This window comes from Rudanella lutea DSM 19387 (assembly GCF_000383955.1).
Classification (GTDB): domain Bacteria; phylum Bacteroidota; class Bacteroidia; order Cytophagales; family Spirosomataceae; genus Rudanella; species Rudanella lutea.
This window is the reverse complement of record NZ_KB913013.1, coordinates 6,251,837-6,266,759: the sequence shown is the minus strand read 5'-3', so window position 1 is coordinate 6,266,759 and position 14,923 is coordinate 6,251,837. Positions and strand designations below refer to the sequence as shown.

The 14,923-nt window shown below is 53.1% G+C and carries 12 protein-coding genes; 8 read left to right on the top strand and 4 right to left on the bottom strand.

The annotated features are described in order from the left end of the window. Positions 1-6 precede the first annotated feature (6 nt). The 6 genes from RUDLU_RS0125525 (at position 7) to RUDLU_RS0125500 (ending at position 6,527) form a co-directional block, all read left to right on the top strand. Entirely contained in the window at positions 7-1,170 is a 1,164-nt protein-coding gene (locus RUDLU_RS0125525; protein WP_019991292.1) for an efflux RND transporter periplasmic adaptor subunit, read from the top strand. A 298-nt stretch (positions 1,171-1,468) separates the two neighbouring features. After that, positions 1,469-2,419: a PDDEXK nuclease domain-containing protein gene (locus RUDLU_RS0125520; RefSeq protein WP_019991291.1), complete on the top strand. Its 951-nt coding sequence runs from the start codon at positions 1,469-1,471 to the stop codon at positions 2,417-2,419. Positions 2,420-2,768: 349 nt separating this feature from the next. Continuing rightward, positions 2,769-3,482, top strand: coding sequence for a CPBP family glutamic-type intramembrane protease (locus tag RUDLU_RS0125515; RefSeq protein WP_019991290.1), 714 nt, complete (start codon positions 2,769-2,771; stop codon positions 3,480-3,482). 169 nt (positions 3,483-3,651) lie between these two features. Beyond that, positions 3,652-4,179: a DUF2975 domain-containing protein gene (locus RUDLU_RS0125510; protein ID WP_019991289.1), complete on the top strand. Its 528-nt coding sequence runs from the start codon at positions 3,652-3,654 to the stop codon at positions 4,177-4,179. A 3-nt stretch (positions 4,180-4,182) separates the two neighbouring features. Then, positions 4,183-4,392, top strand: a complete 210-nt coding sequence (locus RUDLU_RS0125505) for a helix-turn-helix domain-containing protein (protein ID WP_019991288.1) — start codon at positions 4,183-4,185, stop codon at positions 4,390-4,392. A gap of 134 nt (positions 4,393-4,526) precedes the next feature. Further along, positions 4,527-6,527 carry a hypothetical protein gene (locus tag RUDLU_RS0125500; RefSeq protein ID WP_157580478.1) on the top strand — a complete coding sequence of 667 codons (2,001 nt, stop codon included), beginning with the start codon at positions 4,527-4,529 and terminating at the stop codon, positions 6,525-6,527. A 61-nt stretch (positions 6,528-6,588) separates the two neighbouring features. Here RUDLU_RS0125500 and RUDLU_RS29040 read toward each other — a convergent pair whose 3' ends face one another. The 3 genes from RUDLU_RS29040 to RUDLU_RS0125485 form a co-directional block, all read right to left on the bottom strand. Further along, on the bottom strand, positions 6,589-8,292 hold the full coding sequence (locus RUDLU_RS29040; protein ID WP_019991286.1) for a S8 family peptidase: 1,704 nt from the start codon (positions 8,290-8,292) through the stop codon (positions 6,589-6,591). Positions 8,293-8,454: 162 nt separating this feature from the next. Next, the gene (locus RUDLU_RS0125490; RefSeq protein WP_027303380.1) at positions 8,455-9,639 is read right to left on the bottom strand and encodes a PepSY-associated TM helix domain-containing protein; all 1,185 of its coding nucleotides are present in this window, start codon (positions 9,637-9,639) and stop codon (positions 8,455-8,457) included. A gap of 92 nt (positions 9,640-9,731) precedes the next feature. Then, complete coding sequence (locus RUDLU_RS0125485; protein WP_019991284.1) at positions 9,732-12,158, bottom strand: TonB-dependent receptor; 2,427 nt, start codon at positions 12,156-12,158, stop codon at positions 9,732-9,734. A 226-nt stretch (positions 12,159-12,384) separates the two neighbouring features. Between RUDLU_RS0125485 and RUDLU_RS0125480 the strand changes: the two genes are divergently transcribed. Both RUDLU_RS0125480 and RUDLU_RS0125475 read left to right on the top strand, forming a co-directional pair. Next, a complete protein-coding gene (locus RUDLU_RS0125480; protein WP_027303379.1) occupies positions 12,385-12,702 on the top strand; it encodes a DMT family transporter in 318 nt (105 codons plus the stop codon). A 170-nt stretch (positions 12,703-12,872) separates the two neighbouring features. After that, a complete protein-coding gene (locus RUDLU_RS0125475) occupies positions 12,873-13,253 on the top strand; it encodes a hypothetical protein (protein WP_019991282.1) in 381 nt (126 codons plus the stop codon). A gap of 89 nt (positions 13,254-13,342) precedes the next feature. Here the strand turns inward: RUDLU_RS0125475 and RUDLU_RS0125470 are convergent, their stop codons facing one another. After that, positions 13,343-14,896 (bottom strand): sulfatase family protein, encoded by a 1,554-nt coding sequence (locus RUDLU_RS0125470; RefSeq protein ID WP_027303378.1) that lies wholly within the window; start codon positions 14,894-14,896, stop codon positions 13,343-13,345. Positions 14,897-14,923 lie beyond the last annotated feature (27 nt).

The following is a 14,923-nucleotide window of genomic DNA, read 5'->3' as shown; positions in this document are numbered from 1 at the left end:
TAATCCATGAAATCATCACTCATTTATAAGGTAATCATCATTGGTCTGATGGGTATGCTGTTGGCATGTTCGGGCAAAGAAGCAGACGCGCCGACCGAGACCCCTGAGACAAACCAAATCCGGTCAGTAACCATTACGGAAGCGCAGTTTCGGGAAACGGGTATCAAACTGGGGCCACCAGATACCCTCACCCTGGGCGATATGATTCAGGCAACGGGCAAAGTGGAGGCTCCGCCCGATCATTGGGCCACGGTGCACGCGCCTATGGGCGGATACGTGCGGGCCACTCGCTTGGTGGAGGGAGATTTTGTGCGTAAGGGGCAGGTGTTAGCCGTGCTTGAGCACCCCGATTATGTGAAGTTGCAACAGGAATATTTGCAGGCACTCACCCGCAGTCGGTTTGAGCAACAGGAATTGGATCGCCAAACCGAGTTGGCCCGCGAAGAGGTAGGGGCTCGGCGTAAGTTGCAGGAATCGACGGCGGCCTACGAAACTACCCGCGCCCTGCTCACTTCGCTTGAGGCCCAACTGGCTCAGCTGCACTTGCCGTTGGTATCGCTTCGGCGGGGAACAATCAGCCGCACAATCACGCTGCTGGCTCCTATCAGTGGGTATGTCGACAAGGTAAATCTGCGGCTGGGGCAGTACGTAGGCCCTACGGACGGGCTGGTCGAGATTGTGAACAAAGATCACCTTTATCTTGAACTGAGGGTGTTTGAAAGTGACATTCGGAAGGTGCGGGAGGGGCAACGTGTGATGTTTTCGGTGACTCAGCAGCAAACGGGTCCGTTGGAGGCTGTGGTATATCGGGTGGGCCAATCGTTTGATGACGAGACCCGAACGGTGCTTGTTCACGCCAACCTGAAAGTTAAAGATTACGGCCGGTTGTTTGCCGGTTCGTATGTACGGGCTACCATTCAGGCCAATCCGCGGCAGGTGCTGGCCCTACCCGAAGATGCCATCGTGCAGGAAGGCAATCGGGCGTATGTGTATGTGCGGCAACGGGGCAAAGCGTCAGGAGAATTTATTTTTACCCTCGTGCCGATCCAGGCCGGTGTTACTCAGAATCACCGAACCGAGGTGATTCTTTCCAAAGAGACCGACCCGGCGGCCATTGTTCGGCAGGGCGCTTACTTTATTAGTGCCGAACGGGCCAAAATGGCGGGTTAAGAAGTGTTTGAATGAGAATAGGCACGCGAATGACACGGATTGAATTGACTTTTGCAGATTGGCCAAGGTAATCGGTGTTCACTCGCCCGATTCGCGTCATCCGCGTGCTATTGTACTTCATGGGTGTTATTTAATGCCGTTATTTGTGTCGGTCAGTCGCAGGGAGCCCATTCATGAACCTGAATCCCAGTCGGAGTTTAATGCGCTCTACAACCGAAAACCGTTCGTCAACTGCATTCTATTTCCGTCAAACACGATAACCTACGCCCAATAACCCACAGCTAAATTTTTCAAAAGCATGAATACCGAGTCACCAACTGAACCCCTTGAACTGTACCGATACCTGCGAACGCTGGTCGAAGCGGCCCAATCTGACAGTGACCCAACGCCCAAATTCGCGCTTGTTGAGGCCTATTGGCATATTGGCCGAATAGTTGTCGAGATTGAGCAGCAGGGTCAGCACCGGGCCGATTATGGAATTCATTTGATCGAGGCTCTCTCCGATCAACTATCACAGGCGTTTGGTAAGGGATATGGGATGTCGAATATGTGGCGGTTCAAGCAGTTTTTTTTGGCGTTTCCAATTCTCGCCACAAACGGGCGAGAATTTACAAACCTTCGGCAACATCTTCGAACAGAACTGACCTGGTCTCACTACCGCGTACTCATGAGCCTCGAAAACATCCAGGAACGTGATTTTTACATTAATCAGGCCGCCGACGAACGATGGACTGTCCGGTTTATGCAGCGCATGGTCCGATCCCGCTACTACTACCATGTGGGGCTGGAAGACAATGAACTAATTCCCGACAGAGCAAACCGGCGGGAAGCCCCTAACGGGCTTGTAACCGGCTCCTCCCCTACCCCGTCCGTTGTGGGGGGCACAAAGCGAAGCCGACTGGCAGCCGTCAAAAAAATCTTGCTGGAACGGTACGTAGGTTTTGCCTTCGTAGGGCAACGCCAGTATGTGAGTGTTCGGGGAAAAGACTTTTGGGTAGAGCTCGTCTTTTTTCATATCATACTGGGCCGGTTTGTGCTGGTGCAGCTAAGTGGGCACAATCCGGCGGCACTTGCCGAGTTTCGACTCATTTTGGATAGTTACGCCCAAAAACAGCCCCCCACCATCCCTACCCTACCGGTCGGTCTGTTAGTTGATGAGGCAGCGCGGGTGAAATACGTAACCACAAGCGGGGAGATACGGCTCAGCTCGGATGAGGAAGCTGTGTTGCCACTATCGCTTTCAAACTGAGCACAAAAAAACTATCATGGTATATAACCCAGAAATAATGCCCATCTGATTCCTTACACAAGCAGTTGGGCCGTTAGCAACTCACAAAGTCAATGACAGAGTCGACCAGCTTACGATTCAGATGCTGTTGGGCTATTATTTACGTAATCACACATCATTTATCAGCGGATGGTTGATTACCAGTTTAAAATTTTCTCGCTGCGCTCCATCTGCACATCCCCAAAACAGACTGACTAAGTGTCTGGCCCAAATCTGAAAGGCCGAACCCATCCGGACCGTGCTGAAGCAGGTACCCGGGCAGTAGAGATACACGTTTAGGCTCTCTGCCTATAAAAACATCTTCCCGCTTATGAAACCTATCGCTTTACCCATTAGTGTCTTTACCATTCTGGCGTTTGCGCTGTCATGGTCGACCAACCGTTTGTTACCTGAGCTAAACGTTTCAAGCCTCAATCTGAAAGAAATTATCACGGGCTTTGGCCCGGCCATGTCGGGTCTCATTTGCTACAAACTGTTTGGTACCCCTAACACCTACAAGCTCTCGCTTGCCGGTAGCCGCCCCGCCTTGAGTTTAGGAATCGTTGCCTTGAGTCTGGCACTACCCATCCTGTGTTTAGAAAAACCCGACCCTGTTCTCTGGGCAGGTTTCGTAGTGACGCAGTTTGTGTACACGCTTGGCGAAGAACTGGGTTGGCGGCATTACCTTCAAAACGCTATTGCCCCATTGAACGGCTGGCAACAGGCTGTATTCATTGGATTTTGTTGGTTCTTCTGGCATTACGCCATCCTTGATGACCCCACTACAATGCTAACTGGGCAGTCAGCACCAGCCTTTATTGGTATTCCCCTCATGATTGGATTATTGGCCCTACTGTCGAAACTCCTGGGCGATATTGCCATCCGAACACAGGCCGTTTTTCTACCTGTTTCGTTACACTATATTGGTAAAGTAGGTAACAGCTATATGCTGCTCGTGGTGTTTGGTGTCGTAATGGCCACTCATATTTATTTCCAGAAACTAGCCCGGTTTAACGGACCCGGTTCTGCTGAAAGTAAGGCCTGATACAATTCGGCACCCACACCTCATTTGGTACATAAACTCTACAAGGCAAGAAAAATAACGCCCGGCCAGAAAGGCAGCCGGGCGTTATTTTTTATTGTTCGCTATATTTTTATTGTTTATCAATAAATTTTTATTGTCCTTTACACCATCAATCAGACATTAATAGCCAATGACAACCACAAACCAAACCGTATTGAAAACCATGAACGTGTTGTTCTGGGTCATTTTTATCGGGCTTTGTATCAAAACGGGAGCGCTGATCGTCTCGTTTGCCGTCAGCTTGTTGGTAAACCCCATAGCGGCAAAAGACCTGTACATGGGCCTCGACCTGTCCGACGTGCAACGCTACAGCCAAAACTACTACATTCATTTGGCCACGCTCACCATTGCCCTGAGTGGACTCAAAGCATTGATCGCCTATCTGGTAGTTAAAATCTTTTTGAAATTCGACCTTACCAAACCGTTCAACCCCGAAATAACCCGGCTCATTGGCACCATAAGCCACGTAGCGGTGGGCGCAGGCATTGTGGCCCTCATCGGAAGCAGCCTGAGCAAGTGGCTCACCAAGCACGGTGCCATAGCCGTACTCGATTGGGGCGCCAACGAAATTCTGTTTTTCGCCGGGGTGATCTACATTATCGCCATCGTGTTCCAAAAAGGCACCGAACTACAAATTGAGAACGATCTAACCGTGTAGCCCATGTCGATTATAGTCAATCTGGACGTCATGATGGCGAAACGAAAAATGTCGCTCAACGAGCTTTCTACCAAGGTCGACCTGACGCTTTCGAACCTATCCATTCTCAAAACAGGTAAAGCAAAAGCCATTCGATTTAGCACCCTCGAAGCCATTTGCAAAGCGCTCGACTGCCAGCCGGGCGATATTCTGGAGTTTCGGGAGGAGGAATAAGCGGTGTGTAAACGGTAATCCGAATTGAACGAGCAGGTCTGGTTCAGGTTACCGTTTACATATTTTTTTATATCTAACCACGGCGACAACCAATTAAATGACTTACATTGGTGGTTTTACTTACCACCATCTTCATGCAAAAAATAGTCTCCTTTACACTGATTATTTCAGCCTTGACCCACGCCACCCAGGCTCAACAACCCAAACCTCCCACCCTCAACTTTTCCACCGATTCAGTAGCCTTGTTCACGCTCGATCAGGACGCCCTGCAGCCGGGCAACGAGTTGCTTCGACAGCAGGGGTATGTTTCTCAAATTGAACCCACCAGACAGGGTAGCCTTCGATTTGGCATATGGCGACAACACAACACGTACCTGACCGCCGACAAAACCACCAACATCCGCACCGGCCTGAACACGTTACCGGCTCTCATGCAGGTAAGTTACACACCCACGGCCGAGGGGCCCGGCGGGTTTGGTCCAGTTCAGGACACACCCATTAGTCTGGCCAGTGGCCTTGCCCAACCCCTTTCATTTCGGGCTAACCAAATCAGCAGTTTACGGGGCGGGGTTCAAACGGACAAGGTCCTGGCCGATCAGACCTCTGCTACAGACCTCAACACCCTGCTGGCCGACAAAGAGGGAGCCGCCCGAGACATGGGTTACCGGGGCGACCGTTACATTAGCAGCCAATTCGCTGTTATTGGTAATGAGCTGGTTATTACCTATCAACCATTTCAGTTTGTACCGTTTTCGGCCCGCTACATACCCGATGGCGAGCCCACGATGCGGAAATCTCCGCTCAACCCGGAAGCTCGTAACGGCATTTTGAACACCTGCTACCCTCAACTCGGGCGGCTGAGCTACTACCACGCCAAAAACGGGGCCATCCTCACCATCGACACAACGGGCAAGGTGCTGGGTCAGGTACGCCTGACGGAAGACCTCCGTTTGACACCGGGGATGGTCCTGTACAAACGCGCCGAGGTGATTGGGCAACCGGAAGGTGAGCTGATTCGCCCATCCGGGCTCTCGCCCGTTGTAGCTACCGACTGGATTTTTGGGCCCGATGCTGCCCAGAAAGAAAACCCAACCCTTCGCGTGGTTCGTACCAACACCGATGGAGCCGTTGTGTTCGACCATTCGTTTACGATCACCTTCCCTGAGTATGGCCTAACCCAACTGGAAATGCTTTCTGATGAAGGCGGAGCGCTCGTGCATGTCACGCTGGGTAAAGGCCTTCTGAAATACCAGGTTGGTTACGCTTACATCACACCCAAAGGGGTTGCCTGGCAGCACATCTGGGACAAAAAAGACCCTGCCTCCATTATTCCCATCAGTGGAGGCAGCGGCCCGTTCCGCATCTTCCAGAATGCCACGCGGCTTGTGAGTTTACCCGACAGCCGGCTGATGGTCCTTTGCCAGTACGACAATGGCTACGGGGTGCAGGTTCTGGCCCCAACCGGCCTGTTTGAGCGGTATTACAGCATCAAGACCCGCGCAACTGAAGAGGGTACGCTGTTGAAGGCAGCTGACCTACACGTAGTGCCATTTGCTGATGGTAAGGTACTTCTGGTGGGGGGCGAAATCCGCAACGCCCGCGCATCCGTATTCGACCGCTTTACGACGGTTGATATGGAATTACAGCAAGGGCTTGCCCCCATGCCTAAAGCGGCACCGGGGCAAAAAAACCTGTTTTTCAACGTAACTACCGGCCCCGTTATGTTTCCCTCGACAGGTACCGCCCAAACCGCAACGCCTGTTCAGGGGGCTCGGATGGCACTGAGTCTACTCAAGGGCAAATCGGTGGAGGAGGCCGTCGCTACCAGTGGCGCGGGTGCGGGGAGCATTGGGCCCGATGGCCGTGTAGCCAAGTTTCGCCTATCGACCGAAACAAGCCAATACAACATAGCTCCCGTTTTATACCTGCTGGTACCTTCGGAGGGGACAGGGGCGGTTCGAGATATGGCGCGTTACGGCTACAGCTTGCCGGGCCAGCCCTTGTTTCTGGTGAACCCCAAACGTAATGAGGTGCTAATCCCTCTGCGAACGTTGCCCAGGACCACTCAAAAAGGCGCGCGCGCAAACAGCTACCCTCAGGCAGTTTTCCTTAAAATGGTGAAATGCACCTGGTAATGGGTTGCGAGACATCGGGCTGTTAGTAACATAAAAGGGGGCGATTGCCCCCTTTTTTTACTTAAAACGTCCGGCGCGGAATAGTCGGATCAACCGTGGCCGCATCCAGATCCACAAGTCCCCAACCAACTTCGGGGTGCCGATTCTGAAAGCCGTGGGTCGAGTGATTGATCAGGTGGGTCAGCACACGCGCAGCCGGTTCGTTGGGGTACCGCGACCATACCGACAGAAACATGGCGGCCATGGTGGCCGTTGCCGCCGACGAACCTGCAAACGAAGTTGGCTCGGTTTCGTTCAGGCGAGGAAGGGCCATCACCCGGCGAATGTTGCCGTTGAATTTCTGCATCAGCACCGCAAAGTCGACCTGCGGGCCGTACATACACTCGTTACAGGTGGATGGCACGGTGTAGTTGGCAATGGCCAATGGGTTATTCTGATTGTCGTACCGGATTTTCACACCTGTCACAGCGTACACCTCGCTCATAGTAGCCGGGAATACGACCAGACTTTTGGGCATCCAGTCTTCGGGGGTAGTGCCAGCCGCGCAGAACATAATTTTGCCGTAGCCAGCTGCCAGCATAATGGCATCGGCCATCACGCTATTGTAAATACTGTACAGAATCGTTCCGCTCCAGAACGGGACGCCCCCCATCGACATGCTGTACACTTTCACATCGGGCCGGGTAGCCAGTTGGGTAAACCCATCGGCGGCCCCGCGCCATTCGCGGGTGGTGTTTAGGAACACATCGAAACTCGCCCGTACACTAACCAGATTAGCCTCGTAGGCCACCCCGATGGGCGAAAGGCCGGTACGGGGAGCGGTCCCTATTGACGCGACGCAGGTGCCATGACCGCACCAGTCGTCGGGCGATTCGCTCACGCCCAGAAGGTTCTGCAAGCGGGTGTTCGGAAACGTCACCATCTTTTGAACCGTACGGTTGGTCGACATACCCGACGAGAATCCGCTGTTCATGCGGGCCTGTTCGGGCGATAACCCCGTGTCGAAATAGGCGATGGTCATACCCCGGCCGGTGGCGCTTCGGCTCCAGGCCGCAGGTAGCCCGTGCTGCACCAGATTCCAGGAGATTTTGCTGCTATTGGGCGTCGTAGAAGTGTAATCGATAATGTTGACCACCGGCGGTTCGGCATGTTCGTTGTCGCCACAGCCAAACGCATAAAAGGGTGCCCGTGCCGATTGCGCCTGCTTTTTACCGCCCTTTTCCGATTTGGGCTCATAATCAGCTGGCTCCATAAACCGGATCAGGCCCGTTTCACGCAGCTTCTGAACCGTGCTGAACTGCGTAATCTTCAGGTCGAAGTTGGGCATTCCGTGGCCGGGAAACACCACCACGTCTTCCGGCGTTTTCAAGTCTTTGTCAAATGCCTTTTCTTCAGCAAACACAATCGACAGAATCCGCTGCCGGGCTTCGAGCCAGTCTTTGGTTTTGAGGTTCAGCTTTGTCAGGTTTTTGGGGTCGAACGATGGGATGGCATACCCCACCGACAGCACATTGTTTGAATGCACCAACGCGCTCCAGATCATCCGATCAGAGGCCGTCGACCACCGAAACAAATGCTCTTTGTCCTTGTCGGCCTGTTGTTCGATAAAGGCATCGATTTCAGGCTTCGGAATTAGTTTATCGTCATTCGCATGGAGTGAAATATGCTCGATAGGGGCGTCTTTGGGCTCAACCACGATAGCGCGCTCGGGCGAACAGGCATACAGGGCTAGCACAGCCCCGATCGTAAGTAATCGTTTCGACATAAAAGCGTGTAGTACAGGTTTTTGTGGACCAATACTACGCTGCAAAGGCCGATTGCACGGTGGGCGTTTTACGAAAGCCTCCGCTGGGAAAATCAAGGGTCGTTTTGGTTTGAGCAACGGGTATCGGTCATACCCAAACGTACCCTTGCACAAGCGCGCGTACTACCGGGCTAACTCTTTCCTCCGTTTGGTTTGCGAAGCAACTTCTACCACACGGCTCCCCACTCGTTTGGGGGTTTTGTTACGACGGTTCCACCAGATCATGAAACCCGTAACGGGCAGACTGGCGGCAATCAGGCTCGCCAAAAAAGCAATGATTTTACCCGGCAAGCCCAAAATTGCCCCAACGTGAACATCGTAGTTGAGCCGGGCAATTTTATCGGCTACGGTCAGCGTCTCGTCAAATCGGCTGTACAGGTGTTTTACCGGAATTTCCTGCAAGGTGTATTGGTCGAAGTACCGATGATCTCCTTTCCAAAAGGTAGCCGCATCCGGGTTGGTCGTTACCGCAATCGACGCCGTCGGGGTTTCTGGGTAATGCACCTCAACGGTCTGGGCATTAGGGGCCTGGGCCGTAGTTTGGTGCCAGAGCCGATCGACGGCTGGGGCATTGGCCGCCACCGGTACCTTGGGAATAATCGACGTTGGTTCGTAGTAGTCCACCTGTGTTTCGCCCCCCGACGTCACCCAATACACCGACTTCGCAAACCATTGGAATCCCCAAACCAGCCCCGTGAGCGCCAGTAACAGCAACACCACGGACGCGTAGAAACCGAGCACGTTGTGCAGGTCGTAGTTTCGACGTTTTGGGGAGGCTTGCCATTTAACCGAAAACCGCTGCTTTTGGGCGGCTTTGTTTCTGGGCCACCACAACACCAGCCCCGAAATGAGCAACACCACAAACACGAGCGTCGACGATGCGACGATGGGCTGCCCGATGGTCGGGGGTAACCACAAATAATAATGCCCCTGCAAGACCTGGTAGAAAAAATCGTAGCTCATATCCTGCACGTGCAGCACTTGGCCCGAATACGGATTCACATAAGCCAGATAGTAGTAGGTCGGTTCGTAATGATAGTACGACAACACAGCCGCGCGCCCACCCGTGCGGTAGGTTACACTGTGCAGGTTTTTACCGGGCAAAAGGGCATGGGCGATGGCCTGCATGCGCGAAGGCGGCAACACAGGCCGCGCTTCGGCAGGTACGTACCGATATGATTGGGTCAGGTCTTCAATTTCGGTCTTGAACGCGTACAAACAGCCCGTCACGGCCACAATGAACACCACAAGGCCAGAAGCCAAACCAAGCCAAAGATGGATTTTACCGACTACTTTCTTTACTCGCATAGCACGTTGAGACACTGGTAAGGTTGAGGAAACGGTTATGGGTAGCAGGGCTCGCCGGTTGGGCGAAAAGCCCCGCTACCGGCCTACCGTGGTTACAGTTTGTAAGTCACGCTGGCCACAAAGCTGCGGAGCTTCTGCGGATTCATGGTGGTGTAGCCAATCCAGTACCGTTGATTGGTGAAGTTGTCGGTTTTGACAGCCACCCGGAATTTCCTGGCATCGTAAAAAGCCGAAGCATTCAGGACGGTGTAGGCGGGCAGAACAAACACACCCTGACTCACGCTGTTCTGAATTTTGTTGTCGCTGGCGTAATTGCCACCGACCCCAAATCCAAGTCCCTTTACCAGATAATTGGGCAACCGATAACTCACCCACAGATTGGCCAGATACGGCGATGAAGCTGTACTCGGACGCCGACCGTCGACATCTTCTGACGCCCGCACAATGCGCGAGTCGTTATAGCTGAACCCCGCCACTACATTCAGGCCATTGACCGGATTAGCCACCACATCGAGTTCAAATCCCTTGCTGGTCTGCATACCGTCCTGGGTCTGGGCAAAGCGGGCAGCGGCCAGGGGGTTCGGGTCGGTACGCAGCAGGTTTTTCACTTGAATATCGTAGTAGCTGACGGTGGTAGTCAGGCGGCCACCGAACGAGTTGAGTTTAACACCGGCTTCAAACTGATTGGCCTGCTCCAGTTTAGCAAATCGCTGTACCAGACTATCGGCATCCGCAGGGTCGTAAGCATTGTACACGCCCCGGTTGTTGAAGCTATTCTGGTAGTTGGCAAACACGGAAACCCGGTCTTTAATCGGCTGGTAAACAACCCCAAACTTGGGTGAAAACGCCGTTTGCCGGTATCCCTCCACAGCTGCTCCCTGTGTGCCCCCTTTGTTGTTAAAATGATCGACCCGGAGGGCGGCCAGTACACTCAGTTTATCGGTCAGGTTGAGCACGTCCGACACAAAGGCGCTGTACGTGTCGCGAACCCCCGTGACCGGGTACGTAAAATCGGGGGCTTTGCCCGCATACAACGCCCTCAGGTTAGTACCGTTGAAGTTGCTGTAGTCAAAATCAGTGGCAACCGGCACCGTATCAAACGTACTCCCGAAGAAAAGCTGATTGGAGTTGATGTGCAGATAATCAAGACCAAACACTACCCGGTTGCGCAGATCGCCGAGCCGGAAATCGCCATTAAGCAGTTGCTGTACCTCAAACACATCGTTGGTGCTGTTGCGCGTCGACTGATCGGCCCGAACCAGATTGATGTTGCCCGACGTAGCCCCCGGAAGCAGGTAGAAATAAGGCCCGATCCCGTTGGAATAACTGTGGCTTGAGCTGAGGTTGGTCGATGAGGTAAACGAAGGCGAAATGCGGTAGTTTATCTGCCCAAACAGGTTGGTGCTTCGCGAATTCTGAATCAGGCCGGGCCCCATGTACGAGTTACGGTAATCAATCTTCAGCTCGTCGGCACGGGTTGCCCCCAACGAGGCACCCGGTACATAAAAGAAGATAAGCTGCTTACCCACGTTGGTCGAGCGGAAAATCTCGGCGTCCACCGTAATCGAGAGCTTGTCCGATGGCTTGAATGTAAGGCTGGGTGCCAACGCCAGGTTCCGATTGAAGCCGACAGTCTGAAAAGTACCCTGATGATTGAATGCTGTATTGAGCCGGAACAGCACCGTTTTTTTTGCGGAAAGCGGGGTATTTACATCCAGGCTTACCCGCTGAAAATCGAAATTACCTGCCGAAACCGACACCTCCCCCCCGAAGGTTTGGTAGGGTTTCTTGGTTACCCGGTTAATGAGCCCACCGTACGAAGTCAGGGTACTGCCAAATAAGGTGGCCGAGGGGCCTTTAATAGTCTCCAGTTTTTCGAGGTTTACTGCGTCGATGTCACTTGTCACATTACCGGCAAGCCCATTCCGAAGCTGACTCTGAACAATAAATCCACGGGTGTTGTAGTACCCCCCGCCGTCGCCCGCGCGGCCGGTAGCTTCCCACATTTTCTGAACTCCCGGTGCGTTGCGCATGGCATCATCAACGGTAAACACCAGTTGCTCCGTCAACAACTCCTTACCGATACTGTTGTACACCTGCGGGTTTTCGATATTCGACAAGGGCATTTTGGATACGTAATCGCTGGTGGGGCGAGCAAACCGGTTGGTCAGGCTACCACTCACAATTACCTCCTGAAGCTGCGCGGTTGTCTCAATCAGCGTAAAGTTGAGCGTTACCGTTTCGCCTGGCCCTACCGTCACTTCTTTCTCAGCCGTTTTCAGGCCGACTGCCGAGACTTGAAGCGTGTATGTCCCCGCCTTAACCCGATTAAGAACGTACGCACCCTTCTCATTTGAAACAGCTCCCTGCCCCTTTCCTTTCAGCACAACTGTAACGCCCGCTGCCGGGTTGCTGTCTGACGTGGTCACGATACCCTGAATAAGTCCCTGTTGTTGAGCCTGAGCGACTACTGGTATTGCCAGCGCCAATAGTATATAAAACTTTACCAATGATTGCATTTTTAATCTACCTGCTTTGGTTTCTGATTGCAAAGCAAGGGAGAAATCACGGGATTCAAAAATTATTTGTAATTATTCTAAATAAATTTGATTGAGTGCTTTCAATTGGGTCTGTATCTATCCTGTAGTAATTTTACCGTCACGTCACACAAACTGACGCAGGAGGACGACCTCCCCCATAATGGGTATCAGACCGGGACGGCCCGACTTTTTACCACGCACCGTCATGTCCTGGATGTATCTGGTTTTAGCGGGCCTACTCGAAGTGGTTTGGGCCTATTCCATGAAGCAGTCAGCGGGTTTCACTCGACTCATTCCCTCCCTTGTAACGCTTGTTGCTATGATGGCCAGCTTCGGATTGCTGGCATTGGCTATGCGGTCGTTGCCGCTGGGTACGGCCTACACCATCTGGACGGGTATTGGGGCCGTCGGGGCTTTTCTGGTCGGAATTATCTGGCTACAGGAGCCCGCTACTCCCTTGCGGCTCCTGGCCGCCTTGCTGATTATAGCTGGGTTGGTGCTGCTGGAGCTCTCGTCGAAATAAAGAGAGGTCTGTTAAGAGCTAAATCTTGTAATTCTCCGTTAAAATTCATGAAATAAGAAGGAAAGCGCTCTGTGTGTGCTATTTTTGGTTCAGGCAATTGCACGACGGCCCAAACGCTGCCCAGTCATTGCTGCGTCTTATTCGCTTACCAATAATTCAAACTGACTTTTATGAAAAAGCCCCTGTTGACCCTTGCCTGTGCCATTGCGATTCTAAGTCTTACGTATGCATACACGGTGGCCGCTACTACGTCCGCTTCCTTGCAAACCCGTACCGTAGCTATGGCCGACTCGGTTGATCTGAATCAATACGCCGGTAAATTCAAGTTTGAAGGACTGCCGTTTGAGTACCTGACCATCGCCGTAAAAGAAGGCAAATTAACCGTTAGCACCGGCGAAGAAACCGGCGAACTGACACCCATCAAAGACACCCCCGACGCGTACGATGCCGCCGGACGGGCCAAACTGCAGTTTGTCCGCGACGAAAACAAGAAGGTGAAAGGTATCTCCCTCGATGCGCAGGGCATGATCTTCGAAGGTAAGAAAGAGTAGAGTTAGCTAAACACCACAGGCACCGGCCACCCGGCCAACCCCCTCCTGAAAACAGGAGGGGCTTTACGCGTAATGGCTCCGGCTCTACGCTACAGCAGCTTGACAGCATCGTCGTCTTTGTACTGCTCAATCTGGGCGCGGAGCCTGGCTTTCAGGTCGGCTGTGATGGCTTCGTAGCCTTTTTGTCCGTACAGATTGCGCACTTCGCGGGGGTCGGTTTTGAGATCGTACAGCTCCCAGAAATTGGTGGGACCGTAAAAGCGAACAAGTTTATACCGCTCAGTACGCAACCCGAAATGGGGCGATACATGGTGCGGTTCCGGGTACTCGTAATAGTGGTAATAGGCCTCTTTGCGCCAGGGGGTCTTCTCCCCTTTTAACAAGGGCAAAAACGATTGCCCCTGTATGTCGGACGGAATGGCGGCCCCGGCCAGATTGAGAACCGTAGGCGCCCAATCGATATTGGATACCAGCTGATTCAGTTTTGTGCCGGGTTTGATGACGCCCGGATACCGTATCACAAACGGGGTCTTGAGCGATTCTTCGTAAATAAACCGCTTGTCGAACCAGCCGTGTTCGCCCAGATAAAAGCCCTGATCTGATGCGTAAATCACCACCGTATTCTGGGCCAAACCCGTTTGGTCGAGGTAGTTGAGCAGCTCGCCAATGTTGCGGTCGAGCGAGTTGGCCGTAGCCAGATAATCGCGCAGATACCGTTGGTACTTCCACTCCACCAACGCCTTACCCGTCAGTTGCTTCTCGTCAAACTCACGGCTTACCTTCCCTTCGTAATAATCCGCAAACGCTTTGCGCTGCTCCGGCGAAAGCCGGCTGTAGGTAGTGTAGCCACCTTTCTGGTCATAGTTGGCGTGTACTTTGAGGTCTTCTTTCAGGCGCATGGTTTTGTCAATGGTCATGTCCTGATCGCGTGCGGCAGCACGGCCGTCGTAGTTGTCGTAAAAAGTCGAAGGGAGCGGGAACGTCACCTTGTCGTAAGCACCCAGATCGGGCAAATCGGGGAGCCACTCGCGGTGCGTTGCCTTGTGGCCTACAACCAGAAAAAACGGCTTGGCCGGGTCGCGCCCTTTGAGCCAATCGAGTGAGAGCTGCGTAGTTACGTTGGTCACGTAGCCGGGGTAGCGCACGGTTTCGTTGCGGCCGTTGATAAAATCGGGGTTGTAATACTGGCCCTGACCCGGCAACACATTGAGGTAGTCGAACCCGTGGGGCATACTGCCGAGGTGCATTTTGCCAATCCAGGCCGTTTGGTAACCATTTTTCTGAAGCATCTCCGGGAATACCGGCTGGTTCACCTCAAACTTCCGCTCATTTACCTTGTAGCCGTTCAGGTGGCTGTACTTGCCCGTAAGCAGCGTGGCCCGGCTGGGTCCACAGATTGAGTTGGTGACCAGGTTGTTGTTCAGAATAGCGCCTTCGCGGGCAATCCGGTCGATGTTGGGCGTGCGGGTTAGCTTACTCCCGTAGGCACTAATGGCCTGATAGGCATGGTCGTCGGAAAAGATAAAAATGATGTTCGGTTGGCTCGCCGGGGGCGAGGGAGCCTTCAGGGGCGTGTAGGCAGGCAGAGCCAGCAATAAGGCCGTGAGCGCTGTTAGTGAGACGGTTAATAGGTTTCGTTTCATGCAGAAAGGGGGTTGTGTTGGGCGCGT